This window comes from Pseudomonas sp. KH_027 (genome assembly GCF_057838565.1).
Genome location: NZ_CM174470.1, coordinates 4,208,203 through 4,232,109 on the forward strand (window position 1 = coordinate 4,208,203; position 23,907 = coordinate 4,232,109).

Below are 23,907 nucleotides of genomic sequence, written 5' to 3' on the forward strand. Positions count from 1 at the left end.
GCAGCATCCGCCGGCGAGTCAGTCTGAATAGCTGGCCATAAAGATCAATCGGTTCGATCTTTAGAACCACCGCGACGCTTCTGGCTTACAGTTTGGACTCCAGCACCAGCACGCCCTGCTCCTCGCGCCAGCTCACGCGACTGAGAAAGCTCATGCCCAGCAGTGCCTCGGTGGGTGCCGCCCCCTCCAGCACCACGGCCTCGACGCCGAGCACTTCCAGGCCACCGACCTTGACCCGCTTGAGGGTAATACGCCAGGCCTTGGCCGTGCCGCTCGCGGTGCTGACCACCGTTGGCCGCCCCTCCACTCGATAATCGATCCCCAGCAGTCTGGCCTGAGCATCGTTCAGCGCAATCGAGGTGGCGCCGGTATCGACGAGAAACTGCACCGGATGGCCATCGACCGAGCCGGCCGCCCAGTAATGCCCGCCGACTCCCTTGGCGATGCTCAACTGGGTTTTGGTCGGCACGGCAAAGCCTGCGCTGTACTCGCGACTGAGGCTATAGGTGCGCTCCACGCCATCCACACGCAGTACCGCACCCCGGCTGTCGGCGCTGACCACCACCACACCACCCGGACCGGCCTGGCCGACTTTCACCAGCTTGCGCTGGCCATCGACATTCAGCACCGCCGCACCCGGAAACAGGCCGACCACCTGCACCTGCGGCGCGGCCCAGAGCGCACTGGCAGCAAGCAAATTGGCGACGGCCAGCAACACAACAGCACCAAACAGGTTCAGGCGACGCATCGAGCTACTCGTCTTAATCAAAAGGGATAGGGTTGCTGCCAGCGAGCATACAGCGCGCGCAGGCTGCCAGTTCTTACCAACTCGCCCATGCGCCGATCGAACAGCGCGGCTAGCGCGTGGCCACTCGCGGTATCGGCAAAACCCAGGTAGAGCGGCAGGCGGGTGAGATCGGTGATCCGGTAGGCCGACGTGTCGTTCGTCTCGCCGAGCACATCATCCACCTCGGTGCGCGCATCGATATAGAAATCCATGTGCTCCTGAGCCAGCATCGAGAGAATACCGTCGCGGCGATAAATTTCCTGGAAGTTGGTCAAGTTCGGCAAATATTTCTGGTAGGCATAGCCGCGCACCCAGGCCAGACGAAAGCTCCCGAGCGTCTTCAGGTTGACCTCCGGGCTGTCGGCGCGGCCGAGAGCGCTGATCTGATCGGCGTCATAGTGCCAGCGCGGGTAGAACACGCCCTCCTGGATCTCGTCCAGGTAAGAGCCGACCCAGGCATCTGCCTCGCCACGCTGCACCAGGCCGATCGAACGGGTATAGGGCACGCTGCGGATCTGCAACTTGACCCCGGCGGGCTCGAACACCGCACGCAGCACGTCCCAGGCCAAGCCTTTACCGTCGGCCTCGGTATGACCAACCCATACCTCGCTGGCCAGGCGAATCGCACCGGGCACAACGGGCTCAGGCGCCGCCGCAAATACCCCCTGAGCGCAGAGCAGTAGTCCTAACCACAAGCCACGCATAAGCCATTCCCTCAGGCTACGCCCTGGAACCAGACCCAGCCCCAGACCGCCAGTTGCATCGCCAGCCAGGCGAAGACCCCGGCCAACACGTCATCGAGCATGATGCCGACGCCGCCATGCACATGCCGATCGATCCAGTGAATCGGCCAGGGTTTGATGATGTCGAAGAAGCGAAACACCAGAAAGCCTAGCAGCAACCATTGCCACCCTTCCGGCACCAGCCAGAGGGTGATCCACATGCCGACCATTTCGTCCCAGACAATGCCTTCATGATCATGCACGCGCAAGTCATCGGCGACCTTACCGCACAGCCAGAAGCCGAACAGCATGGTGACCCCGAGCATCAGCCAATAACCCCAGTCCGGCAGCATCTGCCACAGCGGGATAAAGGGCAGCGCCACCAATGAACCCCAGGTGCCCGGTGCTTTCGGCAGGGTGCCGGAGCCGAAGCCGAAGGCGAGGAAATGCCAGGGATTGCGCCACACCGAAGGCGGCGCCGCACTTACCGGCGCGTTGCTTGAATCACTCACCCTTTGCCCCCAAAGTGTTGATAGCCACGCGCCGCCTGCGCAATGGTCTGCCCCGCCGAATCCACAAGCAGCACTCCCGACCCGGCATCGACGCGCCCGAGCACATGAATCGGCCAAGCCGCCTGCAAACCCGAAAGATGCTCTGCCGGCAAGGTGAACGCCAGAATGTAGTCATCGCCGCCACTCAGCGCACACTGCCAGCCGGCATCCACATCAAGCCATGTCTGCAGCGCTGACGACAACGGCAACCTGTCGCGCTCGATGCGCAACGCGACGCCGGAAGCCGCGGCGATATGCCCACAATCCGCCAACAGGCCGTCGGAAATATCCAGCGCCGCCGTGGCCTTGCCGCGCAAGGCCAGCCCCAGGCCGAACTGCGGCTGCGGCGACCAGTAACGCGCCAGCAGCGGCGTGGCGACATCCTCTGCGGCCTGCCGCTGTCCGAGCACCAGCGGCAAAGCCGCCGCCGCATCGCCCAGCGGCCCGCCGACACAAAGCAGATCGCCAGGCCGGGCACCCTGGCGCGTCAGCGCCTGGCCGGCCGGCACCCGACCGAACACGGTCAGGGTCAGACTCAGCGGGCCGCGCGTGGTATCGCCACCGATCAGCGTCAGGCCGCAGCCTTGCGCCATGCGGTCGAGCCCGCGGGCAAAACCCTCCAGCCAGGCGGGTTCGGCGTGCGGCAAGGTCAAGGCCAGGGTGAAACCGACCGGGTTGGCGCCCATCGCCGCCAGATCGCTGGCCGCGACCGCCAGGGCCCGTTGGCCCAAGAGGAAAGGATCGCAGGGATCGGGGAAATGCACCCCGGCAACCAGGGTGTCAGTGGAGATCGCCAACTGTTCGCCCGCCGGCACGGCCAGCAGCGAACAGTCATCGCCGATACCCTGCACCACGCCTTCGCCAGCCTGCGCACAGGGCGCGGCGGCGAAGTACTGGCGGATCAGTTCGAATTCACCCACGCGGCAGGCTGAGCGCGGTCAGCGCTTGTTGGCGCGGACTTCAGCTTCGCGCAGGCGCGGCGCCAACTTGTCCAGCACGCCATTGACGAACTTGTGCCCGTCGGTGGCGCCGAACACCTTGGCCAGCTCGATGCCTTCGTTGATCACCACGCGATACGGTACGTCCACGCGCTTGAGCAGCTCGAAGGTCGACAGGCGCAGAATCGCCAGTTCGACCGGGTCGAGTTCCTCCAACGGACGATCGAGGCAAGGCGCGAAGGCCTCGTCGATTTCGGTCTTGTGCGCCGGTACGCCGTGGAGGATTTCACGGAAATACGCACCATCGACCGAACTGAAATCGTTATCGACGCGAAACTGCGCCTCGATTTCATTGATCGCCTGACCGGCCAGATGCCACTGATACAGCGCCTGCATGGCCAGGCTGCGGGCCAGCCGGCGCGCGGCGATCTTGCCGGTGGGCGCGTTCGGGCCTTTTTCGGCGGGCGGGTTGAAGGTGTCGTCTTCGTCGTTAATCACTTGGCCTCCAACTGCGCCAGCAGGCTGACCATTTCCAGAGCGGAGAGCGCGGCTTCAGCGCCTTTGTTGCCGGCCTTGGTGCCGGAACGCTCGATGGCCTGCTCAATGGAATCGACGGTCAAGACGCCGAATGCCACCGGCACGCCGAACTCCATGGACACTTGGGCCAGGCCCTTGGTGCATTCACCGGCAACGTATTCGAAGTGCGGGGTGCCGCCACGAATGACCGCGCCCAAGGCGATGATCGCTGCGTACTCGCTGCGCTGGGCGACTTTCTGGGCAACCAGTGGAATCTCGAAGGCACCCGGCGCGCGGATGATGGTGATGTCGTTTTCGCTTACGCCGTGACGCACCAGCGCGTCGACAGCGCCGCTCACCAGGCTCTCAACCACGAAACTGTTGAAGCGGCCGACCACCAGGGCATAGCGGCCTTTGGGGGCGATGAAAGTACCTTCGATGGTCTTCAGGGTCATGGGCGTTCTCGTCGTGAAAGAGCAAATCTATATTGAAAAAACCTGGGCGCGAATCCGCGTCCCATCGGGCTGTTAACAGGCTGTGTGAAACGTGCGAGCGAAGGTCAGGCAAGGCAAAAACAGGCGAGGAAGCGGCGTTGACTGCAGTCAATGAGCATTCCGAGCCTGTTTTTAACGCAGCATCACCGATGCGCAGTAATTTTCACGCGGCCTTTATTCAGAGGGCAGATATTCTACTACCTCCAGGTCGAAACCGGATATCGCGTTGAACTTCATCGGCGAACTCATCAAGCGCATCTTGCGCACGCCGAGGTCGCGCAGAATCTGCGAACCGGCCCCCACGGTGCTGTAGGTGGTCGGGCTGGTGATCTTCTGCTCGCCGCCCAACTGCCGCTCCAGGTGCGCCAGCAAGTCCGGGCCGGTCAGCGGATTACCCAACAGCAGCACCACGCCGCTGCCGGCTTCCGCCACCTTGGCCATGGCGGCCCGCAGGCTCCAGCGGCCCGGTTGCTTGACCATGAACAGGTCGCGCAGCGGCTCCATGTTGTGCACCCGCACCAGGGTCGGCTCTTCCGGGCAGATCTTGCCCAGGGTCAGCGCCATGTGCACATCGTTTTCCACCGAGTCACGGTAGGTGACCAAGTTGAAGTGCCCCAGTTCGCTGTCCAGCGGCTGCTCGGCGATGCGCTCAACGGTGCGTTCGTGGATCAGGCGGTAGTGAATCAGGTCGGCGATGGTGCCGATCTTGATCCCGTGCTCAGCGGCGAACGCCTCGAGCTCGGCGCGCCGGGACATGGTGCCGTCGTCGTTCATGATTTCGCAGATCACCCCGGACGGCTCGAAACCGCCCATCCGCGCCAGGTCACAGGCCGCCTCGGTGTGCCCGGCACGCGCCAGCACGCCGCCCGGCTGCGCCATCAACGGGAAGATATGCCCGGGGCTGACGATGTCATCGGCTTTGGCGCCCGGCGCCGCAGCGGCTTGCACGGTGCGCGCGCGGTCGGCAGCGGAAATCCCGGTGGTCACCCCTTCGGCCGCTTCGATGGAAACAGTGAACTTGGTACCGAAACCCGAACCATTGCGTGGCGCCATCAACGGCAATTTGAGCAACTCGCAGCGCTCGCGGCTCATCGGCATGCAGATCAAACCGCGCGCGTGCTTGGCCATGAAATTGATGTGTTCCGCCTTGACGCACTCGGAGGCGATGATCAGATCGCCTTCGTTCTCGCGATCCTCGTCATCCATGAGGATGACCATCTTGCCCTGACGGATGTCTTCGACCAGTTCTTCAATGCTATTGAGAGCCATGGGGCGTCCCTTCGATTCAATGTTTGAGGTAGCCGTTTTCGGCCAGGAAGCTTTCGGTCAGGCCAGAGGCCTTGGGTTCTGCGGCCTTGTCGCCGAGCAGCAGGCGCTCCAGGTAACGCGCCAGCAGATCCACTTCGAGGTTGACCTGCCGCCCGGGCCGGTAGTCGGCCATGATGGTTTCACCCAGGGTGTGCGGCACGATGGTCAGTTCGAACTCGGCGCCATTCACGCCGTTCACCGTCAGGCTGGTGCCGTCGACGGTGATCGAGCCCTTGAGCGCGATGTACTTGGCCAGCTCGCGCGGCGCGCGAATACGAAACTGCACGGCGCGAGCGTTGTCCTCGCGGGACACGACTTCGCCGACGCCATCGACATGCCCGCTGACCAGATGGCCACCCAGGCGGCTACTCGGGGTCAAGGCCTTTTCCAGGTTGACCTTGCTGCCAGCCTTGAGGTCGATGAACGCGCTGCAGGCCAGGGTTTCGCGGCTGACATCGGCCCAGAAGCCATCGCCCGGCAGCTCCACCGCCGTCAGGCACACGCCGTTCACCGCAATGCTGTCACCGAGTTTGACGTCGCCCAGATCCAGCTTGCCGGTCTCGACATAGACGCGCACATCGCCGCCTTTCGGGCTGAGCGCGCGGATGGTGCCGAGGGCTTCGATTATGCCGGTGAACATGAGACCTCCGCGGTCGGCTTCAGGCCACGCTGCGCCAGCGCGGCGCGGACCATTTGCACAGAATAAGACATCACTACGAACTCCTGTTTATGAAAAACAGGGCGTGTCGGATCGAAGGGGATTTCGCAAGCGCACAGAAACGGCGCCCAGGCAGGCAATCCCGCTCTCTCTTTATCCGGACTATGACCGTCGGCCCCGGAATCACACCGGGTCTGCTGACCTTGCCAGGCGTTGACCCGGCAAGCGCTCGCGGGCTAGACGCATTGCGCGCCATTACCGCCGGTGGGGAATCGCACCCCGCCCTGAGAACGTTACAGCCATCTGCATGGCTGGGTGGCGTTTTTACCACAGTCGCGGGCTTCGCGCATCCCTAGACCGTTTTACCCTGCGGCACGGCGATGATCCGCCAGTCGTCACCGACCGCACGCATCTCGGTGATTTTCAACGGCGTCGCCTCGGCCATCCGCGCCAAGGGCAGATCCAGCAGCGGCCGCGCACTGGAGCCGAGAAACTTGGCGGCAACGAACAACTGGTATTCATCCACCAACCCTTGCCGGGCGAACGCCCCGGCCAAGCGCGGGCCAGCCTCCACCAGCACTTCGTTGGCGCCACGCGCCGCCAGCTCGGTGAGCAGCTTGCGCAGGTCGACATGGCCATCGCTGCCCGGTATCGCCAGCAGTTCGTGGCCTTCTTCGAGGAAGCGATCACGCGCCGCGGCCGCCGCGCAGGTCGCCACCAAGGCTGCACCGGCCTGGTAGAACGGCGCCGTCAGCGGCACCCGCAGGCGCCCGTCGACCAGCACCCGCAGCGGCGGACGGGTGATTGCCAGGGCGGTCAATTCCGCATTCAAACCCAACTCATCGGGGCGCACCGTCAAGCGCGCGGCATCGGCCAAGACCGTATCGGCCCCGGTCATGACCACGCTGGCGCGGGCCCGCAGGCGCTGCACCGCGGCGCGGGCGGCGGGGCCGGTGATCCACTGGCTTTCGCCGCTGGCCATGGCGGTGCGCCCATCCAGGCTCATCGCCAGCTTCACCCGCACGAACGGCAGGCCCTGCTCCATGCGCTTGATGAAGCCGGCATTCAGCGCCCGCGCTTCGTTTTCCAGCACGCCGCTCTGCACCGCGATACCGGCCTGCATCAAGCGCAGCAAGCCGCGCCCGGAGACTTGCGGATTAGGGTCCTGCATGGCCGCCACCACCCGAACGACTCCGGCATCCACCAGGGCCTCAGCGCAGGGCGGCGTGCGACCGTGGTGGCTGCAGGGTTCCAGGGTGACATAGGCGGTGGCGCCACGGGCCCGAGCGCCGGCCTGGCGCAAGGCATGCACTTCGGCGTGCGGTTCACCGGCACGCGCATGCCAGCCTTCGCCAACGATCTGCCCGCCCTGCACGATGACGCAACCGACCCGCGGGTTCGGATGGGTGGAATACAGGCCCTTGCGGGCCAGTTCCAGGGCGCGCGCCATGAATGCGGGGTCGAAAGCCGCCTGTTCGGAAGTCGGCATGTTCAGTCTTGCACCGGCTCACGGGAGAGGCGATCGATTTCCTCGCGGAACTCGTTGAGATCCTGAAAGCGCCGATACACCGAAGCGAAGCGGATATAGGCGACTTCATCGAGCTTCTGCAGCTCACCCATCACCAGCTCGCCGAGCACCCGCGACTTGATTTCGCGCTCGCCGGTGGCGCGCAGTTTGTGCTTGATATGGGCGATCGCCGCTTCCAGCCGCTCGATGCTGACCGGGCGTTTTTCCAGCGCACGCTGCATGCCGGCGCGCAGCTTGTCTTCATCGAAGGGCTGGCGGCTGCCATCCTGCTTGATCAGGCGCGGCATCACCAGTTCGGCGGTTTCGAAGGTGGTGAAACGCTCTTCGCAGGCCAGGCACTCGCGCCGGCGGCGCACCTGCTCGCCCTCGGCGACCAAACGCGAGTCAATCACCTTGGTGTCATTGGCGCCGCAGAAGGGACAGTGCATAGGATGGCAGGCAACAGAGAAAGGGAAGCCCATGGTAGCGCATCCCACTGGCAAGACAAGCCGTGCGCTTTGCGGTATATAGGCGCCCGCACTTTAATGCTCATGTCGTGACGGAACCCTCCATGCTGCTGCGCCCGCTTGCTCTCATCATCGCCCTCGGCCTGCTCGCCGCCTGCAGCAGTGCGCCGCCCGCCCCCGCGCCAGCGCCAACCACACCAAAGGCGGCCACCGCGCCTGCGCCCGCGCCGCTGCCAAGCAACCTGCGCGAACTGAGCGGCAGCCTGCTCGGTGTCCCAGTCGGCAGCGATGTGGAACTGGCGCTGTTGGTGATCGACGAGCATGACCGCCCACAGCGCCTGCTCGGCAATATCTCGCTGATCGGCAATGGTGCGACGCTGCCCTTTCGCCTGCGCTTCAACCCCGAATCCGTTCCTCCCGGTGCGCGTGTCGAACTGCACGGCCGGGTCAGCCGCTCGGCTCAGCTGATCCTGCGCCTGCGCCCGCTCCGCCTCCAGGCCGCCACCAGCCAGGCGCTTGGCGAGCTGCGCTTCGACGCCGCGCCATGAAGGCTCCCGGCGCACTGCAAGCGGCCCTCAGCGAACTGCTCGGCGATGCCCAACTGGTCGCAGAAACCTTGCCGGGTACCGAGCTGAAACTCTGGCTGATAGACGCCGCCAACATGGATCGCGCCTTCAGCCCCGAGGAAACCCAGCGTATCCTCGAAGAGCCGCCGTACTGGAGTTTTTGCTGGGCCAGCGGCCTGGTGCTGGCGCGCTGGCTGGCCGCACACCCGGAATGGGTAAGCGGTAAGCGCGTGCTGGATTTCGGCGCCGGCTCCGGCGTCGCCGCCATCGCCGCGGCCAAGGCCGGCGCCGCCGAAGTGGTGGCCTGCGACCTTGACCCGCTGGCCATCGCCGCCTGCCGGGCGAATGCCGAACTCAATGGCGTGCAGCTGGGCTATTCGCCGGACTTCTTCGCCGAGGCCGACCGCTTCGACCTGATCATCGTCGCCGACGTGCTCTACGACCGCGCCAACCTGCCGCTGCTGGATCAGTTCCTGACCCGCGGCCAGCAGGCCCTGGTGGCCGACTCGCGGGTACGCGACTTCCAGCACCCGCTGTACCGACGCCTGGACATCATCGAAGCCTGCACCTGGCCGGACCTGGCGGAGCCCGCCGAGTTCCGCCACGTCAGCCTGTATCACGCCACCCGCGGCTGATCCCTGGCTTTCGCGCCGACCAATCCGCACTTATAGTTGCAGGCATTCATGCGTGTGCGCCCTTAGTGCGCCACCTTTCCCGCGCTTTCGAGAATTCCAATGAGCCAGGACACGCCCTATATCTTCGACGTCAGCACCGCCAGCTTCGACCAGTTGGTGATCCAGAACTCCTTCCACAAGCCGGTGCTGGTGGACTTCTGGGCCGAGTGGTGCGCGCCCTGCAAGGCGTTGATGCCGCTGTTGGCGCAGATCACCGAGGGCTATCGCGGCGAACTGCTGCTGGCCAAGCTCAATTGCGATCTCGAACCCGATGTCGTCGCCCGCTTCGGCATCCGCAGCCTACCGACCGTGGTGCTGTTCAAGGATGGTCAGCCGGTCGATGGCTTCACCGGCGCCCAGCCGGAGTCGGCGATCCGCACGATCCTCGAACCACATGTCCAGGCACCGCCGGCAGTCGCCGCCGACCCACTGGAAAGCGCCCAGGCGCTATTCGCCGAGGGCCGTATCGGCGACGCTGAAAGCCTGCTGAAGCAGTTGCTGAGCGAGGACAGCGAAAACCCCGCCGCGCTGATTCTGTATGCCCGCTGCCTGGCCGAGCGTGGCGAGTTGGCCGAAGCGGAAACAGTGCTGGGCGCGGTGAAAGGCGATGCGCACAAACCGGCCCTGGCCAGCGCCCGCGCGCAACTGACCTTCCTGCGCCAAGCCGCCGACCTGCCGGAAGTCGCCAGCCTGAAAACCCGCCTGGCGCAGAACCCCGAAGACGATGAAGCACTGTATCAACTGGCGGTGCAGCAACTGGCCCGCCAGCAATACGAGCCGGCACTCGACGGCTTGCTGCGCCTGTTCGTCCGCAACCGCAGCTACGCAGAGGGGCTGGCGCACAAGACCTTACTGCAGGTATTCGACCTGCTGGGCAATGACCACCCACTGGTCGCCACCTACCGGCGCAAGCTCTACCAGGCGTTGTATTGAGTCACTGACGGGCGCAGGACCCAGGCGCCCTAGCCGACCCAGCGATAGACCTGCAGGTCCACGCTGCTTTCCAGTTGCACCTGCGGGCAATGGCGCAGTTGCACCAGCAGGCGTTTGCCGGCCACGGCACTGCCGGTCAGCGCCTGCAGTTCAGCCAGCAGATCCGGCCCCTCCATCCGCCCGGCCTTGCGCAGCAACTCCTGCGCGATCGGCCACAGCTCATCGCCTTTTGCCGTCGGCGCGGCAGGTGGCGCAACGGCTGCGGCCTTGCTCGGCAACTGTGCCGCCAGGCGCGCCCAGTCCTCGTCTTCCAGTTCCAGCGTCAAATCGACCGGCCATTCACCGATCCGCCCGCGGATGCGCAGCATGGAATAATCCTCACGTTCACTGCCACCATGCTCCCACGCCTGCCACACCCCGCCAAGCACACTAGCCAGCGCGCAAAAGTTGTTATAACGTAACAACATCAATCTTCCGCTCTGCCCGCCCCGGAGAACACCCATGCGCCGCCTGCTGCTCGCCCTGCCTTTCGCCCTGCTGCCGCTGGTCAACGCTTATGCTCAGGGCGATGAACACGAACATGGGGAACACGCCAGCCTGAGCACCCATGAGCATGGCGTCGCCCAGTTGAATGCCGCATTGGATGGCAACACTCTGGAACTGGAGCTGGAAAGCCCGGCGATGAACCTGCTCGGCTTTGAACATGCGCCCACAACCGCAGCCGACCGTGCCAAAGTCGCGGCGGCTCGAGCAGAGCTGGAAAAGCCGCTGAGCCTGTTCAGCCTGCCCTCCGCCGCCGCGTGCTCCGTGACCAGGCTGGAGCTGGAAAGCCCGCTGTTCAGCGACAAACCGGCCGCCGCACATGACGAACACGGCAAAGGTAAAGCCGCGGAGCACGAGCCTGAACAGCACAGCGAGATCCACATGCACTACCAGCTCGCCTGCAACCAGCCGGCGGCGCTGAAAACCCTCGACCTTGGCGAATTCTTCAAACGCTTCCCAGCGACCCACAAGATTCAGGTACAACTGATCGGCCCGCAGGGCCAGCAGGGCGTCGAAGCCAGCGCGAAAAACCCGACCTTGAGTTTTTAATCGCGGCTCTCTTTTAATCTGAACGCGCCACATCGTCATGCCTGCGCTGCGTTTCCCTACCACCTGGCGCCTTACTCCAGCAGATCGACCAGGGCAACCTGGTCGCTTACTTATGACCCCAGCACTGATAGCGCTTTCCGATCTCAGCTTTGCCTGGCCAGGCCAGCCGGAGCTGCTGGATATCCCGGCATTCCGCCTGGAGCCCGGGGAAACCCTGTTTCTCAAGGGCCCCAGTGGCAGCGGCAAGACCACCCTGCTCGGCCTGCTCGGCGGCGTGCAGACGCCCAACCGTGGCAGCATCCAGCTGCTCGGGCAGCAGCTGAGCAGCCTGTCGGCCAGCGCCCGCGACCACTTCCGGGTCGATCACACCGGCTACATCTTTCAGCAGTTCAACCTGCTGCCGTTTCTCTCGGTACGCGAAAACGTCGAGTTGCCCTGCCACTTCTCCACACTCCGCGCCCAACGCGCCAAGCAGCGTCATGGCAGTGTCGATAAAGCCGCGGCAACCCTGCTCGCGCACTTGGGCTTGCTGGACCCGAACCTGCTGGCGCGACGCGCCGATGAACTGTCCATTGGCCAGCAGCAGCGAGTAGCCGCCGCTCGCGCGCTGATCGGCCAACCGGAACTGGTGATCGCCGACGAGCCGACCTCGGCCCTGGACACCGATGCCCGCGAAGCCTTCCTGCAACTGCTGTTCGCCGAATGCCGCGCGGCCGGCTCCAGCCTGCTGTTCGTCAGCCACGACCAGAGCCTGGCGCCGCTGTTCGATCGCAGCCTGTCCTTGTCCGAGCTCAATCGAGCCGCCAAGCCCGTGGAGACCTGAGATGTATCTGTTCCGTCTGGCCATGGCCAGCCTGGCCAATCGCCGCTTCACCGCCCTGCTCACCGTATTCGCCATCGCGCTCTCGGTCTGCCTGTTGCTGGCCGTCGAACGGGTGCGCAGCGAAGCGCGCGCCAGCTTCGCCAGCACCATCAGCGGCACCGACCTGATCGTCGGCGCCCGTTCGGGCTCGATCAACCTGCTGCTGTACTCGGTGTTCCGCATCGGCAACGCCACCAACAATATCCGCTGGGACAGCTTCGAGCATTTCGCCCGCAGCCAGCGGGTGAAGTGGGCCATCCCACTGTCCCTCGGCGACTCCCATCGCGGTTATCGGGTAATGGGCACCAGCGCGGCCTACTTCGAGCACTACCACTATGGCCGCGGCCAGGCCCTGCGACTGGCGCAAGGCCGGGCGTTCGAGAGCGACCCCTTCGAGGTGGTGCTCGGCGCCGAAGTGGCCGACGCGCTCAAGTACCAACTCGCTGAGCACATCGTCCTGGCCCACGGCGTAGCGACCGTCAGCCTGGTCAAGCACGACGACAAGCCTTTTACCGTGGTCGGCATCCTGCAACGCACCGGCACCCCGGTCGACCGCACTCTGCATATCAGCCTGGGTGGCATGCAGGCGTTGCATATCGACTGGAAGGAAGGCGTGCCGGCACGCGGCGCCGGGCGGATCAGCGCCGAGCAGGCGCGCAACCTGGACCTGACGCCGCAGGCCATCACCGCCTTCATGCTCGGGCTGAACAGCAAGATCGCCACCTTCACCGTGCAACGCGAGATCAACGAATTCCGTGGCGAGCCCTTGCTGGCGATCCTGCCCGGGGTGGCCCTGCAAGAACTGTGGAGCTTGATGGGCACGGCGGAGAAGGCTTTGTTCGTGGTTTCGCTGTTCGTGGTCATCACCGGCCTGATCGGCATGCTCACGGCCATTTTGACCAGCCTCAACGAGCGCCGCCGCGAAATGGCGATCCTGCGTTCGGTCGGCGCGCGGCCCTGGCATATCGCCAGCCTGCTGGTGCTGGAAGCCTTTGCCCTGGCAGGCGCCGGCGTGTTGCTCGGCACGCTGCTGCTGTACCTCGGCATCGCGGGCGCCCAAGGTTATGTGCAGACCAATTACGGCTTGTATCTGCCGCTGGCACTGCCAAGCCGCTATGAGTGGACATTGCTCGGCGCTATTCTGGCGGCCGCCCTGCTGATGGGCTGCGTGCCCGCCTGGCGCGCCTATCGGCAGTCGCTGGCCGATGGCCTGAACATACGCTTATGAGGATCTCTCGATGTTGCGCCGCTCGCTAGTACCTCGACTCTTACGTTTGGCGCAGCGTGGCAACGCTGCCTGGCGGCAAAAGACGCCGCCAGGATTTGCCCGAAACCTGTGTGCCAAGGTACTCACCCTTGCGCTGCTGGCCATCCCGCTCCTGCCCCTTCACGTCGGCGCGGCGCAGGTGCGCGAGCTGACCTGGTCCGAGTTGATTCCGGCGGATGCACCGGCAGTCAGCCAGCCGCAAGCGCCACTCCACGACCTCACGCAACTGGCCGATGCGCTGGCAGCGGAGACGGCTCCGGCGGCGACCCAGCAGTCGCCAGCCGCACCGGTGGTCAATGGCCTGAATGGCTTGCAGGTAAAGCTACCCGGCTACATCGTGCCACTGGATGTCACGGAAGAGGGCCGCGTGACCGAGTTTCTGCTGGTCCCCTACTTCGGCGCCTGCATCCACGTGCCACCACCGCCGTCCAACCAGATCGTTCACGTCACCAGCGAACTGGGCGTGTTGATGGATGCACTGTATCAACCGTTCTGGATCGAAGGCCCGCTGAAAGTCCAAGCCAGCAGCAGCGAATTGGCGGAGGCCGGCTACCAGATGGAGGCCAGCAAGATCTACATCTATGAGCTGCCGGACAGCTGAACCCACTCAAGCATGCGCCTCAGGTGATTCTTCGCACAGATCGCCAGCCTTATGCGGCAAGCATTGAGCTGGATCAATAAGCGTCGCTCCACGCTCCTTAACATTGAACTCAGCCAACACACGTTCAATTGATGGAGCCCTCCATGCACACCTCTCTGCTCACCGCGTCGCTGCTGACCCTGGCCATGGCCAGCCCCTTGGCCATGGCCCACCAGGCCGGCGACATCATCGTTCGCGCCGGCGCCGCCACCGTCGACCCGCATGAAGACAGCTCGAACCTGTCAATTGCCGGCAGCAAGATTTCCGGCACCAAGGCCACCCTGGACAGCGATACCCAACTAGGGCTGACCGGCACCTACATGCTCAGCGACCACGTTGGCATCGAGCTGATCGCCGCCACGCCCTTCCAGCACAGCGTCGGCCTCAAAGGGCTCGGCGGCCTGGATGGCAAGCTGGCCGACATCAAGCAACTACCACCGACCCTTAACCTACAGTACTACCCGCTGGCATCCAGCTCGGCCTTCCAGCCCTATGTCGGCGCAGGGCTCAACTACACCCTGTTCTTCGATGAGAGCCTGAGCGGCGAGCGCAAGAACCAGGGCTTCAGCAACCTCGACCTGGACAACTCCTGGGGCTTAGCCCTGGAGGCCGGCATGGACTACATGCTGACCGAACATGTGATGCTCAACGCCGCGGTCTGGTACATGGACATCGACACCCAGGCCAGCACCGACCTGGCTGGGGTCGGCAGGGTCAAGGTCGACGTGGATGTCGACCCCTGGGTGTACATGGTCGGCCTAGGCTACAAGTTCTAAGCACGGCCCGAAAACCGCCCAGCAAAAAGGCGCCGATTGGCGCCTTTTTCATTTCTGCCGAACGCTTATTGCCCCAGCAACTGTGCCAGCCCCCGGGCCATCGGCGTCGGTTCGGGTAGGCCGTAGCGGCTAAGCAGGCGCTGGTTGTTCGCCCGCGAATGCCGAATATCCCCGGCCCGGGCCGCTGCATGGGTCACTGGCGGCAAGCCGCCGAGCAGCGTGGCGATCTCGGCCAGCAACTGGTTGAGGCTGGTGGCACGGTTCAAGCCGACGTTCGACGCACCGACCTCGGCCGTTGGCGACTCCAACGCCCGCAGCAGCAGCGCCACCAGATCGCCGACATAGACGAAGTCGCGTGTCTGCTCGCCATCGCCAAACACCGTGATCGGCAAACCCTGCTGCGCGCGTTGGATAAAGATGCTGATCACCCCGGAATAAGGCGAAGACGGGTCCTGGCGTGGGCCGAAGATATTGAAGAACCGAAAGATCGCCGGTTCCAGGCCATGCTGACGGCGGTAAAAATCCAGGTACTGCTCGCTGCCCAGCTTGTCCACCGCATAAGGCGTCAGCGGTGCTTTCGGTGTGTCTTCATCGATCGCCAAACCTTCGCCATTGTTGCCGTACACCGCCGCGCTGGAGGCGAACAACACGCGCTTGATGCCATGTTGGCGCATCGCCTCGCAGACATTCAGGGTGCCGACGAAATTGCTCTGGTGGGTGCTGACCGGGTCGTCCACCGAGGCCTGCACCGAAGCCACCGCGGCCAGATGCACCACCGCCTGGCAGCCGGCAACCGCACGCAGCATCTGTGCGGCATCGGCGACGTCACCGACGATCAACTCCAGCTTCGGGCTCGTCAGTGGCAGGTTACCCGGCTTGCCCGTCGACAGATTATCCAGCACGCGCACGGCATAACCCTTGGCGAGCAGCGCATCGACCAGGTGCGAACCGATGAAACCGGCGCCGCCAGTGACCAATACAGGGGAAGAATCAGACATGGCGATAATATCGATCCAGAAGGCTCGGCAGCCCAGCCCGCCAGGCGCGCGGCTTGATGCCGAAGGTGTGCAGAATCTTCTTGCAGGCCAGCACCGCATGCTGCGGCTCATCGGCGGCGTCCGGGCGCGCCGCATGGGCCTGCGGGCTGATTTCCTGCACACGCAAACGACGGAAGGCACGGGCCTCGGTCAGGATGGCCTGCCCGAGACTCAAGGATGTGGTCGCCTCATAACCGCCGTAGTGGTAGGTGCCCCACAGCGGTGACAGGCAGTCCAGCTGCTTCAATATGGCGATAATCACCCGCGCCGCATCATCGACCGGAGTCGGGTTGCCGCGCCGGTCATCCGCCAGAAACAACTCGGCATCCTGCTCGGCACGACTGAGAAAGCGCCCGAGCAGGCCATCGGCGCTGTCGTCGAGCAACCAGCCAAAGCGCACCAGCACATGCCGCGGGCAGGCCGCCCGGACACTCTGCTCGATCCGCCACAGCGCCTGGCCACGCAGCCCGAGCGGAATCTGCTCTTCCTTCTCGCTGTAGGCGGTGGCGCGTGAGCCGTCGAACACCCGGTAGCTGGACGGTTGCAGCAGACGAATATCGTGGTGCTGGCACAGTTCGGCCAAACGCTCGACAGCCCGTTCCTGGGCGACGAAACGCTCCTCGCTGACGCCTTCGGCCTGGAACCAGTCGAAGTAGTAGGCGAGGTTGATCACCGCATCAGGGCGCGTTTCATCGAGCAGCAGGGTCAGGCTGGCGGTATCCCAACCACCTTCCGGCGGGCGCGGCGCGAGGAAGCCAATGTCCTCCTCAGCGCCCAGGCGAATCAGCGCCTGCCCAAGAGCATTACCACCGCCCAGCAGCATCAGGCGCATACGCATAAGGTCAGGCTGGCTCAGTCGATCAGAACGGGATGTCGTCGTCGAAGCTGTCGTAATTCGGTGCCGGCTGGGCAGCAGGCTGCTGCGGTGCCGGACGCGACTCACGTGGCGCCTGCTGCTGCGGTTCGCGCTGTGGCTGCGGGCGCTGCTGACGCGGCGCGGAATCACCAGCACCGCTGTCCGGACGACCGCCGAGCAACTGCATGGTGCCGTTGATGTCGACCACGATCTCGGTGGTGTAACGCTTGACGCCGTCTTTTTCCCACTCGCGGGTCTGCAACTTGCCTTCGATGTAGACCTGGGAACCTTTGCGCAGGTACTCACCGGCAATTTCGGCGACTTTGCCGAACAGCGCTACGCGGTGCCATTCGGTCTTTTCGACTTTCTGCCCGCTCTGCTTGTCAGTCCACTGCTCGCTGGTAGCCAGGCTCAGATTGGTGACCGCATTGCCGTTCGGCATGTAGCGTGTTTCCGGGTCTTGGCCACAGGTTCCGACCAAGATGACTTTGTTAACCCCACGGGCCATAACGTTCTCCTAGGTTTCAGCACGTGCCGGCGCCGCTTCGATCAGGCGCTCAAGGGACGTGCGATCCAATTGTTCGGTATCCAATTTGATATAGATGGCAGCCTCGTCGGCCACCACCACAGCATCCGTTACTCCGGCCACGGCCAGCAAACGCTGAACCAGACCCGTATCACCCACCGCAGCGGATGACAATGGCAAGCGCAGGCTCGTGACATACGGAGGCTCGTTCATAGTAACAGCAAAGGCCAACCAGAGCGCGCAGAGCGCAGCGCAACCAAGGAACACCACACCCAGCCCGCCATACTGAAACAGCCAGCCACCGAGAATGCCGCCCAGCGCCGCGCCGAGGAACTGGCTGGTGGAGTAAACCCCCATCGCCGTGCCTTTACCTCCCGCCGGCGAGACTTTGCTGATCAGCGATGGCAGCGAGGCCTCCAGCAGGTTGAACGCGGTGAAAAACACCACTGTCCCCAGCACCAACGCCCGCAGGCTGCCGCCGAACAGCCAGAAGAACAACTCGCACAGCAGCAGTACGGTGACCGCCCCCAGCAGGACGCGCTTCATCTGGCGTTTTTTCTCGCCATAAATGATGAACGGGATCATGGCGAAAAAACTGACCAGTAACGCGGTCAGGTACACCCACCAGTGCTCTTCCTTGGGCAACCCGGCCTTCTGCACCAGCGCCAGCGGCAAGGCGACGAAACTGGCCATCAGGATCGCGTGCAGCACAAAGATTCCGAGATCCAGGCGCAGCAGGTCTGGATGCCGCAGCGTCACACCCAGAGCGTCGCGCACCACGCCGGATTCACGATGATGCAAGGGTCCGACCGAGCGCGGCACCAGCCAGGCAATGATCGCGATCCCCACCAGGGCCATGGCCGCCGTGGCCAGAAACAACCCGGAAAGCCCGAAAGCGCGGGTCAATAGCGGACCGACCACCATCGCCACCGCGAACGACAGGCCAATGCTCATGCCGATCATGGCCATGGCCTTGGTCCGGTGCTGCTCGCGGGTAAGGTCAGAGAGCAGCGCCATCACCGCCGCCGAGATCGCCCCGGCGCCTTGCAACACACGCCCGGCGATCACGCCCCAAATGGAATCGGCATTCGCCGCCAGCAGGCTGCCGGCGGCAAAAATCAACAGACCGAGATAGATCACCGGGCGCCGGCCAATGCGGTCGGAAATCATCCCGAAGGGAATTTGCAGGAATGCCTGCGTCAGGCCATAAGCGCCGATGGCCAGCCCGATCAACACCGGCGTGGCGCCCGCCAGGTCCATGCCATAGGTGGCCAGCACCGGCAGCACCATGAACATACCGAGCATACGGAACGCGAACACCAGGGCCAGCCCACTTGCCGCGCGGGTCTCGCTACCACTCATGCGCTCGCTGTACGGATCGTGCATGGAAGAACCTCTTGAAAATGCGCAGCGATTCTACCAGCCTCGTCTCACCCCCGCACGGGCGCGACGCTTTGCCGCTGGCTCGCCGAGGGCCGTATACTCACTGGTTTTCGCCCGCCATGCGAGGCCGCAGTGGACAAGATCCTGATTCGTGGGGCACGAACCCACAACCTGAAGAACATCGACCTGACCCTGCCGCGCGATAAATTGATCGTGATCACCGGGCTGTCCGGCTCAGGCAAGTCGTCGCTGGCCTTCGACACCCTCTACGCCGAGGGCCAGCGGCGCTATGTGGAATCGCTGTCGGCCTACGCCCGGCAGTTCCTGTCGATGATGGAAAAGCCCGACGTCGACACTATCGAGGGTCTGTCGCCAGCGATTTCCATCGAGCAGAAATCCACCTCGCACAACCCGCGCTCCACCGTCGGCACCATCACCGAAATCTACGACTACCTGCGCCTGCTCTATGCCCGCGTCGGTATTCCACGCTGCCCGGACCACGATCTGCCGCTGGAAGCGCAGACCGTCAGCCAGATGGTCGACCAGGTCCTGGCGCTGCCGGAAGGACGCAAACTGATGCTGCTGGCGCCGATCGTGCGCGAGCGCAAAGGCGAGCATCTGGCGGTCTTCGACGAGTTGCGGGCGCAAGGCTTCGTCCGCGTGCGGGTCAACGGCAAGCTCCATGAACTGGACGAACTGCCCAAGCTCGACAAACAGAAAAAACACTCGATCGACGCCGTAGTCGACCGCTTCAAGGCCCGCAGCGACTTGCAACAGCGCCTGGCCGAGTCTTTCGAGACAGCCCTCAAGCTGGCCGATGGCCTGGCCTTCGTCGCGCCCCTCCCTGATGACGAGCAGGGTGAAGAAGGCGAAGAGATGATCTTCTCCGCGCGCTTCGCCTGCCCGGTATGTGGCCACTCGATCAGCGAGTTGGAGCCCAAGCTGTTCTCCTTCAACAACCCGGCCGGCGCCTGCCCGACCTGCGACGGCCTGGGCGTAAAGCAGTTCTTCGATATCAAACGCTTGGTCAACGGTGAGCTGACCCTGGCCGAAGGCGCGATTCGCGGCTGGGACCGGCGCAACGTCTATTATTTCCAGATGCTCGGTTCGCTGGCCACGCACTACGGCTTCAGCCTCGAGGTGCCGTTCGACGACCTCAGCGCCGAACAGCAGAAAGTCATCCTGCATGGCAGTGGTAGCGCCAACGTCGACTTCCGCTACCTGAATGACCGCGGTGACATCGTCAAACGCGCCCACCCGTTCGAAGGCATCGTGCCGAACCTGGAGCGTCGTTACCGCGAAACCGAATCGACCACGGTGCGCGAGGAGCTGGCCAAGTTCCTCAGCACCCAACCCTGCCCGGATTGCCGTGGCACCCGCCTGCGCCGCGAGGCGCGGCATGTATGGGTGGGCGAACGTACCCTGCCGGCCGTCACCGGCCTGCCGATTGGCGACGCCACCGAGTATTTCGCCAGCCTGAGCCTGACCGGCCGCCGCGGCGAGATCGCCGAGAAGATCCTCAAGGAAATTCGTGAGCGCCTGCAGTTCCTGGTCAACGTCGGCCTCGACTACCTGACCCTCGACCGCAGCGCCGATACGCTGTCGGGCGGCGAAGCGCAGCGCATTCGCCTGGCCAGCCAGATCGGTGCCGGCCTGGTGGGCGTCATGTACATCCTCGACGAGCCGTCCATTGGCCTGCACCAGCGCGACAACGAGCGCCTGCTCGGCACCCTGCGGCACCTGCGCGACATCGGCAACACGGTGATCGTGGTCGAACACGACGAGGACGCCATCCGCATGGCCGACTACGTGGTCGATATCGGCCCTGGCGCGGGCGTGCATGGCGGTCGCATCGTCGCCGAAGGCACCGCCGCCGAGGTGATGGCCCATCCCGACTCGCTGACCGGCAAATACCTCTCCGGACGGGTAAAGATCCCCGTGCCAGCCAAGCGCACCGAGCGCGATAAAAAGCTCTCGCTGAAGCTCAAGGGCGCACGCGGCAACAACCTGCGCAATGTCGACCTGGAGATTCCGATTGGCCTGCTGACCTGCGTGACCGGAGTGTCCGGCTCAGGCAAGTCGACGCTGATCAACAACACCCTTTACCCGCTCAGCGCCACCGCCCTGAACGGCGCGACGACGCTGGAAGCCTCCGCCCATGACAGCTGCGACGGCTTGCAGCACCTGGATAAAGTCGTCGATATCGACCAGAGCCCGATCGGTCGCACGCCGCGCTCGAACCCGGCGACCTACACCGGCTTGTTCACCCCGATCCGCGAGCTGTTCGCCGGCGTGCCGGAATCGCGCTCACGCGGCTATGGCCCCGGGCGCTTCTCCTTCAACGTCAAGGGCGGGCGCTGCGAGGCTTGCCAGGGCGACGGCCTGATCAAAGTGGAAATGCACTTTCTGCCGGACATCTACGTGCCCTGCGACGTGTGCAAGAGCAAGCGCTACAACCGCGAAACCCTGGAGATCAAGTACAAGGGCAAGAGCATCCACGAAGTGCTGGAAATGACCATCGAAGAAGCGCGGCCGTTCTTCGACGCCGTGCCGGCCCTGTCGCGCAAGCTGCAGACGCTGGTCGACGTCGGGCTGTCGTATATCAAGCTCGGCCAGTCCGCCACCACGCTCTCAGGTGGCGAAGCACAGCGGGTCAAGCTGTCCCGCGAGCTGTCCAAGCGCGATACCGGCAAGACCCTGTATATCCTCGACGAGCCGACCACCGGCCTGCACTTCGCCGACATCCAGCAACTGCTCGATGTGTTGCACCGCCTGCGCGACCATGGCAACACCGTGGTGGTGATCGAGCACAACCTTGACGTGATCAAGACCGCTGACTGGCTGGTGGACCTCGGGCCCGAAGGCGGTTCTCGCGGCGGCCAGATCATTGCCTGCGGTACGCCGGAAGAAGTGGCCGAAATGCCGCAATCGCACACCGGCTTTTTCCTCAAACCCTTGCTGGAACGCGACAGGGCCTGAGGACAAAAAAAAGCCCCGGCGGCCAATTCGGCGCCAGGGCTTTTTATTGCTCGCTCAAATAGCTCAGAACTGCGACTGCAGGTAGTTTTCCAGCCCCACCCGCTTGATCCGTCCGAGCTGCTGCTCGAGCCAGTAGGCATGGTCTTCCTCGGTGTCGGCCAACTGCACGCGGAGGATATCGCGCGTGATGAAGTCCTTGTGTCGCTCACAGAGCTCGATGCCCTTGCACAGCGCGGCACGCACCTTGTATTCCAGGCGCAAGTCGCTGGCCAGCATCTCCGGCACCGTGTTGCCACGGTCAATAGCGTCCGGCTGCATGCGTGGCATGCCTTCGAGCATCAGAATGCGGCGGATCAACGCATCGGCATGCTGCGTCTCTTCCTCCATCTCGTGGTTGAGGCGCTCGTAGAGCTTGCCGAAACCCCAGTCTTCGTACATCCGCGAATGGATGAAGTACTGGTCGCGAGCCGCCAGCTCACCCGCCAGCAAGGTGTTGAGGTAATCGATGACTTCCAGATGCCCTTTCATCCACCCGTTGCTCCCTGATCAAAACGCCAAGTTTGACCGAACAACCCTGGCAGGTCACTGCCTTTGCCGCGCATTGGCTTGCAGTGCTGCGCGGCGCAAAATTCATGCGCAGAAAAAACCGCCCCTCACTGGAAGGGCGGTCTTGTAGTAGCGGGCCTGGCTCAGCTCAGGTTGACACCCAAAGCCTTCGCGACGCCCTCGCCATAGGCCGGATCGGCTTTGAGGAAATGCTCGATCTGACGCAACTGAACATCACGGCTGACACTGCCCATCGCGCCAGCGATATTGTTGATCAACAACGCTTTCTGATCCTCGTCCATCAAGCGGAACAGCGCACCCGCCTGACTGTAGTAGTCCGTATCGACACGGTGATCGAAGCGATCCGCCTCACCACTCAAGGCCAGCGCCGGCTCACGATACTCAGGTGCTTGCTTGGGCGCATCGGCATAGCTGTTTGGCTCGTAGTTCGGCGCTGCTCCGCCATTGCCATCAAAACGCATCGAACCATCACGCTGATAGGTGTGATACGGGCACTTCGGCGCATTCACCGGCAGCTGCTGGTGATTGGTCCCAACGCGATAGCGGTGCGCATCAGCATAAGCGAACACACGGCCCTGCAGCATTTTGTCCGGCGACAAACCGATCCCCGGAACGATGCTACTCGGCGCGAATGCCGCCTGCTCGACCTCGGCAAAATAGTTCTGCGGATTGCGATTGAGCTCCAACTCGCCCACTTCGATCAGCGGGTACTGCTTCTGCGACCAAGTCTTGGTCACATCGAAGGGGTTTTCAGGGTGCACGGCAGCCTGGGCTTCACTCATCACCTGAATGCACACGCGCCACTTAGGAAAGTCGCCACGCTCGATCGCACCGAACAGGTCGCGCTGGGCATAGTCAGGATCAGTACCGGCCAGACGCGCCGCATCAGCTGGCGCCAGGTTCTTGATGCCCTGCTTGGTCTTGTAGTGCCACTTGACCCAGTGCCGCTCGCCCTTGCCATTGATCAGGCTGAAGGTGTGACTGCCAAAGCCGTGCATGTGACGGTAACCGTCCGGAATGCCACGGTCAGAAAACAGGACGGTGACCTGGTGCAGGGACTCAGGCGACAGCGACCAGAAATCCCACATCATCTGCGGACTTTTCAGGTTGCTTTGCGGCAGGCGCTTCTGCGTATGGATGAAGTCCGGAAACTTCAGAGGGTCACGAATGAAGAACACCGGCGTGTTGTTCCCGACCACATCCCAGTTGCCCTCCTCGGTATAGAACTTCAATGCGAAGCCACGCGGATCGCGCTCGGTATCCGCCGAGCCACGCTCACCGCCAACCGTGGAGAAACGCAGGAATACCGGCGTCTGCTTGCCCACTGACTCGAACAGCTTGGCATACGTGTATGGGGTGATATCGCGGGTGACGGTGAACGTACCGTAAGCACCAGAACCCTTGGCATGCACGCGGCGCTCAGGTATGACCTCACGATTGAAATGCGCGAGCTTTTCCACCAGATGGAAATCATCCAGCAGCAGTGGGCCGCGCGGGCCTGCGGAACGAGAATTCTGGTTATCGGCAACGGGGCTGCCGCTAGCGGTTGTTAGAATCGGCTTCTGGCTCATCCTGGCTCTCCTCATCAGTGAAACGACCGGCGCTGTCCGGCGATGTATGTAGGCTAGACCCGAGCTAAAAAGAGAGCCAATTTATTAACTATAAGCCACCGATAGCTTTATTCTTTTTAGCGCCCCAGCAAGCAACACCCGTGCTAAGCGGCACCTCGCTATCCCGCTCCGCTCTGACGCCAATCGAGCCAATGAACATACCTGATGGCTGAAAACTGCAGTCGACAGGC

Annotated in this window: 26 protein-coding genes and 1 riboswitch; of the genes, 9 read left to right on the plus strand and 17 right to left on the minus strand. The window is 63.6% G+C overall.

Going from position 1 to position 23,907, the window contains the following annotated elements; genetic code table 11:
• Positions 1–85: 85 nt before the first annotated feature.
• From AC3IYG_RS19665 to nrdR, 10 genes are all read right to left on the minus strand, one after another.
• Positions 86–748 (minus strand): TIGR02281 family clan AA aspartic protease, encoded by a 663-nt coding sequence (locus AC3IYG_RS19665; RefSeq protein WP_489311188.1) that lies wholly within the window; start codon positions 746–748, stop codon positions 86–88.
• 17 nt (positions 749–765) lie between these two features.
• Positions 766–1,491 (minus strand): substrate-binding periplasmic protein, encoded by a 726-nt coding sequence (locus tag AC3IYG_RS19670; RefSeq protein ID WP_489311189.1) that lies wholly within the window; start codon positions 1,489–1,491, stop codon positions 766–768.
• Positions 1,492–1,502: 11 nt separating this feature from the next.
• Positions 1,503–2,021 (minus strand): phosphatidylglycerophosphatase A family protein, encoded by a 519-nt coding sequence (locus tag AC3IYG_RS19675; protein ID WP_489311190.1) that lies wholly within the window; start codon positions 2,019–2,021, stop codon positions 1,503–1,505.
• On the minus strand, positions 2,018–2,980 hold the full coding sequence (thiL, locus tag AC3IYG_RS19680) for a thiamine-phosphate kinase (RefSeq protein ID WP_489332138.1): 963 nt from the start codon (positions 2,978–2,980) through the stop codon (positions 2,018–2,020). The genes AC3IYG_RS19675 and thiL overlap by 4 nt, the downstream gene beginning before the upstream one ends.
• 18 nt (positions 2,981–2,998) lie before the next feature.
• Positions 2,999–3,496, minus strand: coding sequence for a transcription antitermination factor NusB (gene nusB, locus AC3IYG_RS19685; RefSeq protein WP_489311192.1), 498 nt, complete (start codon positions 3,494–3,496; stop codon positions 2,999–3,001).
• Positions 3,493–3,969, minus strand: coding sequence for a 6,7-dimethyl-8-ribityllumazine synthase (gene ribH, locus AC3IYG_RS19690; protein WP_472523440.1), 477 nt, complete (start codon positions 3,967–3,969; stop codon positions 3,493–3,495). The genes nusB and ribH overlap by 4 nt, the downstream gene beginning before the upstream one ends.
• A 213-nt stretch (positions 3,970–4,182) precedes the next feature.
• A complete protein-coding gene (gene ribBA / locus AC3IYG_RS19695; protein WP_489311193.1) occupies positions 4,183–5,277 on the minus strand; it encodes a bifunctional 3,4-dihydroxy-2-butanone-4-phosphate synthase/GTP cyclohydrolase II in 1,095 nt (364 codons plus the stop codon).
• Between the two features lie 16 nt (positions 5,278–5,293).
• Positions 5,294–5,956 (minus strand): riboflavin synthase, encoded by a 663-nt coding sequence (locus tag AC3IYG_RS19700; protein WP_489311194.1) that lies wholly within the window; start codon positions 5,954–5,956, stop codon positions 5,294–5,296.
• A 158-nt stretch (positions 5,957–6,114) separates the two neighbouring features.
• Positions 6,115–6,270: riboswitch (FMN riboswitch) on the minus strand.
• Positions 6,271–6,326: 56 nt separating this feature from the next.
• A complete protein-coding gene (gene ribD / locus AC3IYG_RS19705) occupies positions 6,327–7,463 on the minus strand; it encodes a bifunctional diaminohydroxyphosphoribosylaminopyrimidine deaminase/5-amino-6-(5-phosphoribosylamino)uracil reductase RibD (protein ID WP_489311195.1) in 1,137 nt (378 codons plus the stop codon).
• A gap of 2 nt (positions 7,464–7,465) precedes the next feature.
• Entirely contained in the window at positions 7,466–7,930 is a 465-nt protein-coding gene (gene nrdR / locus AC3IYG_RS19710) for a transcriptional regulator NrdR (RefSeq protein ID WP_489313969.1), read from the minus strand.
• Positions 7,931–8,052: 122 nt separating this feature from the next.
• On the opposite strand from nrdR, the gene AC3IYG_RS19715 reads away from it, so the two are divergent.
• The 3 genes from AC3IYG_RS19715 (at position 8,053) to trxA (ending at position 10,121) form a co-directional block, all read left to right on the plus strand.
• Positions 8,053–8,496, plus strand: a complete 444-nt coding sequence (locus AC3IYG_RS19715) for a hypothetical protein (protein ID WP_489311196.1) — start codon at positions 8,053–8,055, stop codon at positions 8,494–8,496.
• Positions 8,493–9,149 carry a class I SAM-dependent methyltransferase gene (locus tag AC3IYG_RS19720; RefSeq protein ID WP_489311197.1) on the plus strand — a complete coding sequence of 219 codons (657 nt, stop codon included), beginning with the start codon at positions 8,493–8,495 and terminating at the stop codon, positions 9,147–9,149. Before AC3IYG_RS19715 ends, AC3IYG_RS19720 begins: the two co-directional genes overlap by 4 nt.
• A gap of 99 nt (positions 9,150–9,248) precedes the next feature.
• Positions 9,249–10,121 (plus strand): thioredoxin, encoded by an 873-nt coding sequence (gene trxA, locus AC3IYG_RS19725; protein ID WP_489311198.1) that lies wholly within the window; start codon positions 9,249–9,251, stop codon positions 10,119–10,121.
• A 29-nt stretch (positions 10,122–10,150) separates the two neighbouring features.
• Here trxA and AC3IYG_RS19730 read toward each other — a convergent pair whose 3' ends face one another.
• Entirely contained in the window at positions 10,151–10,489 is a 339-nt protein-coding gene (locus AC3IYG_RS19730) for a hypothetical protein (protein WP_489311199.1), read from the minus strand.
• Between the two features lie 133 nt (positions 10,490–10,622).
• Here AC3IYG_RS19730 and AC3IYG_RS19735 point away from each other — a divergent pair, with 133 nt between their 5' ends.
• From AC3IYG_RS19735 to AC3IYG_RS19755, 5 genes are all read left to right on the plus strand, one after another.
• On the plus strand, positions 10,623–11,213 hold the full coding sequence (locus AC3IYG_RS19735) for a DUF2796 domain-containing protein (protein ID WP_489311200.1): 591 nt from the start codon (positions 10,623–10,625) through the stop codon (positions 11,211–11,213).
• 112 nt (positions 11,214–11,325) lie between these two features.
• Entirely contained in the window at positions 11,326–12,036 is a 711-nt protein-coding gene (locus tag AC3IYG_RS19740) for an ABC transporter ATP-binding protein (RefSeq protein WP_489311201.1), read from the plus strand.
• A 1-nt stretch (position 12,037) separates the two neighbouring features.
• Entirely contained in the window at positions 12,038–13,303 is a 1,266-nt protein-coding gene (locus tag AC3IYG_RS19745; RefSeq protein ID WP_489311202.1) for an ABC transporter permease, read from the plus strand.
• Positions 13,304–13,313: 10 nt separating this feature from the next.
• The gene (locus tag AC3IYG_RS19750) at positions 13,314–13,943 is read left to right on the plus strand and encodes a DUF3299 domain-containing protein (protein WP_489311203.1); all 630 of its coding nucleotides are present in this window, start codon (positions 13,314–13,316) and stop codon (positions 13,941–13,943) included.
• Between the two features lie 143 nt (positions 13,944–14,086).
• Positions 14,087–14,758: an OmpW/AlkL family protein gene (locus AC3IYG_RS19755; protein WP_489311204.1), complete on the plus strand. Its 672-nt coding sequence runs from the start codon at positions 14,087–14,089 to the stop codon at positions 14,756–14,758.
• A gap of 65 nt (positions 14,759–14,823) precedes the next feature.
• Here the strand turns inward: AC3IYG_RS19755 and AC3IYG_RS19760 are convergent, their stop codons facing one another.
• From AC3IYG_RS19760 to AC3IYG_RS19775, 4 genes are read right to left on the minus strand one after another with little or no spacing between them, the layout of a single operon-like run.
• Positions 14,824–15,756: an NAD-dependent epimerase/dehydratase family protein gene (locus tag AC3IYG_RS19760; protein ID WP_489311205.1), complete on the minus strand. Its 933-nt coding sequence runs from the start codon at positions 15,754–15,756 to the stop codon at positions 14,824–14,826.
• The gene (locus AC3IYG_RS19765; protein WP_489311206.1) at positions 15,749–16,633 is read right to left on the minus strand and encodes a sugar nucleotide-binding protein; all 885 of its coding nucleotides are present in this window, start codon (positions 16,631–16,633) and stop codon (positions 15,749–15,751) included. Before AC3IYG_RS19765 ends, AC3IYG_RS19760 begins: the two co-directional genes overlap by 8 nt.
• 22 nt (positions 16,634–16,655) lie before the next feature.
• Entirely contained in the window at positions 16,656–17,159 is a 504-nt protein-coding gene (locus tag AC3IYG_RS19770) for a single-stranded DNA-binding protein (protein WP_489311207.1), read from the minus strand.
• Positions 17,160–17,168: 9 nt separating this feature from the next.
• Positions 17,169–18,563: an MFS transporter gene (locus AC3IYG_RS19775; RefSeq protein WP_489311208.1), complete on the minus strand. Its 1,395-nt coding sequence runs from the start codon at positions 18,561–18,563 to the stop codon at positions 17,169–17,171.
• 129 nt (positions 18,564–18,692) lie between these two features.
• Here AC3IYG_RS19775 and uvrA point away from each other — a divergent pair, with 129 nt between their 5' ends.
• Positions 18,693–21,539, plus strand: a complete 2,847-nt coding sequence (gene uvrA / locus AC3IYG_RS19780; protein WP_489311209.1) for an excinuclease ABC subunit UvrA — start codon at positions 18,693–18,695, stop codon at positions 21,537–21,539.
• Between the two features lie 63 nt (positions 21,540–21,602).
• Here uvrA and bfr read toward each other — a convergent pair whose 3' ends face one another.
• On the minus strand, positions 21,603–22,067 hold the full coding sequence (gene bfr, locus AC3IYG_RS19785; protein WP_489311210.1) for a bacterioferritin: 465 nt from the start codon (positions 22,065–22,067) through the stop codon (positions 21,603–21,605).
• Positions 22,068–22,228: 161 nt separating this feature from the next.
• Positions 22,229–23,677, minus strand: coding sequence for a catalase (locus AC3IYG_RS19790; RefSeq protein WP_489311211.1), 1,449 nt, complete (start codon positions 23,675–23,677; stop codon positions 22,229–22,231).
• Positions 23,678–23,907: the final 230 nt, after the last annotated feature.

Coding starts and splice junctions, on each gene's coding strand:
- AC3IYG_RS19760 (WP_489311205.1), bottom strand. CDS start 15,756: ATGTCTGATTCTTCCCCTGTATTGGTCACTGGCGGCGCCGGTTTCATC.
- AC3IYG_RS19730 (WP_489311199.1), bottom strand. CDS start 10,489: ATGCTGCGCATCCGCGGGCGGATCGGTGAATGGCCGGTCGATTTGACG.
- ribD (WP_489311195.1), bottom strand. CDS start 7,463: ATGCCGACTTCCGAACAGGCGGCTTTCGACCCCGCATTCATGGCGCGC.
- AC3IYG_RS19720 (WP_489311197.1), top strand. CDS start 8,493: ATGAAGGCTCCCGGCGCACTGCAAGCGGCCCTCAGCGAACTGCTCGGC.
- AC3IYG_RS19755 (WP_489311204.1), top strand. CDS start 14,087: ATGCACACCTCTCTGCTCACCGCGTCGCTGCTGACCCTGGCCATGGCC.
- ribH (WP_472523440.1), bottom strand. CDS start 3,969: ATGACCCTGAAGACCATCGAAGGTACTTTCATCGCCCCCAAAGGCCGC.
- AC3IYG_RS19770 (WP_489311207.1), bottom strand. CDS start 17,159: ATGGCCCGTGGGGTTAACAAAGTCATCTTGGTCGGAACCTGTGGCCAA.
- AC3IYG_RS19745 (WP_489311202.1), top strand. CDS start 12,038: ATGTATCTGTTCCGTCTGGCCATGGCCAGCCTGGCCAATCGCCGCTTC.
- AC3IYG_RS19790 (WP_489311211.1), bottom strand. CDS start 23,677: ATGAGCCAGAAGCCGATTCTAACAACCGCTAGCGGCAGCCCCGTTGCC.
- AC3IYG_RS19765 (WP_489311206.1), bottom strand. CDS start 16,633: ATGCGTATGCGCCTGATGCTGCTGGGCGGTGGTAATGCTCTTGGGCAG.
- AC3IYG_RS19735 (WP_489311200.1), top strand. CDS start 10,623: ATGCGCCGCCTGCTGCTCGCCCTGCCTTTCGCCCTGCTGCCGCTGGTC.
- AC3IYG_RS19665 (WP_489311188.1), bottom strand. CDS start 748: ATGCGTCGCCTGAACCTGTTTGGTGCTGTTGTGTTGCTGGCCGTCGCC.
- AC3IYG_RS19670 (WP_489311189.1), bottom strand. CDS start 1,491: ATGCGTGGCTTGTGGTTAGGACTACTGCTCTGCGCTCAGGGGGTATTT.
- AC3IYG_RS19715 (WP_489311196.1), top strand. CDS start 8,053: ATGCTGCTGCGCCCGCTTGCTCTCATCATCGCCCTCGGCCTGCTCGCC.
- nrdR (WP_489313969.1), bottom strand. CDS start 7,930: ATGCACTGTCCCTTCTGCGGCGCCAATGACACCAAGGTGATTGACTCG.
- AC3IYG_RS19750 (WP_489311203.1), top strand. CDS start 13,314: ATGTTGCGCCGCTCGCTAGTACCTCGACTCTTACGTTTGGCGCAGCGT.
- ribBA (WP_489311193.1), bottom strand. CDS start 5,277: ATGGCTCTCAATAGCATTGAAGAACTGGTCGAAGACATCCGTCAGGGC.
- trxA (WP_489311198.1), top strand. CDS start 9,249: ATGAGCCAGGACACGCCCTATATCTTCGACGTCAGCACCGCCAGCTTC.
- bfr (WP_489311210.1), bottom strand. CDS start 22,067: ATGAAAGGGCATCTGGAAGTCATCGATTACCTCAACACCTTGCTGGCG.
- AC3IYG_RS19775 (WP_489311208.1), bottom strand. CDS start 18,563: ATGCACGATCCGTACAGCGAGCGCATGAGTGGTAGCGAGACCCGCGCG.
- AC3IYG_RS19740 (WP_489311201.1), top strand. CDS start 11,326: ATGACCCCAGCACTGATAGCGCTTTCCGATCTCAGCTTTGCCTGGCCA.
- AC3IYG_RS19700 (WP_489311194.1), bottom strand. CDS start 5,956: ATGTTCACCGGCATAATCGAAGCCCTCGGCACCATCCGCGCGCTCAGC.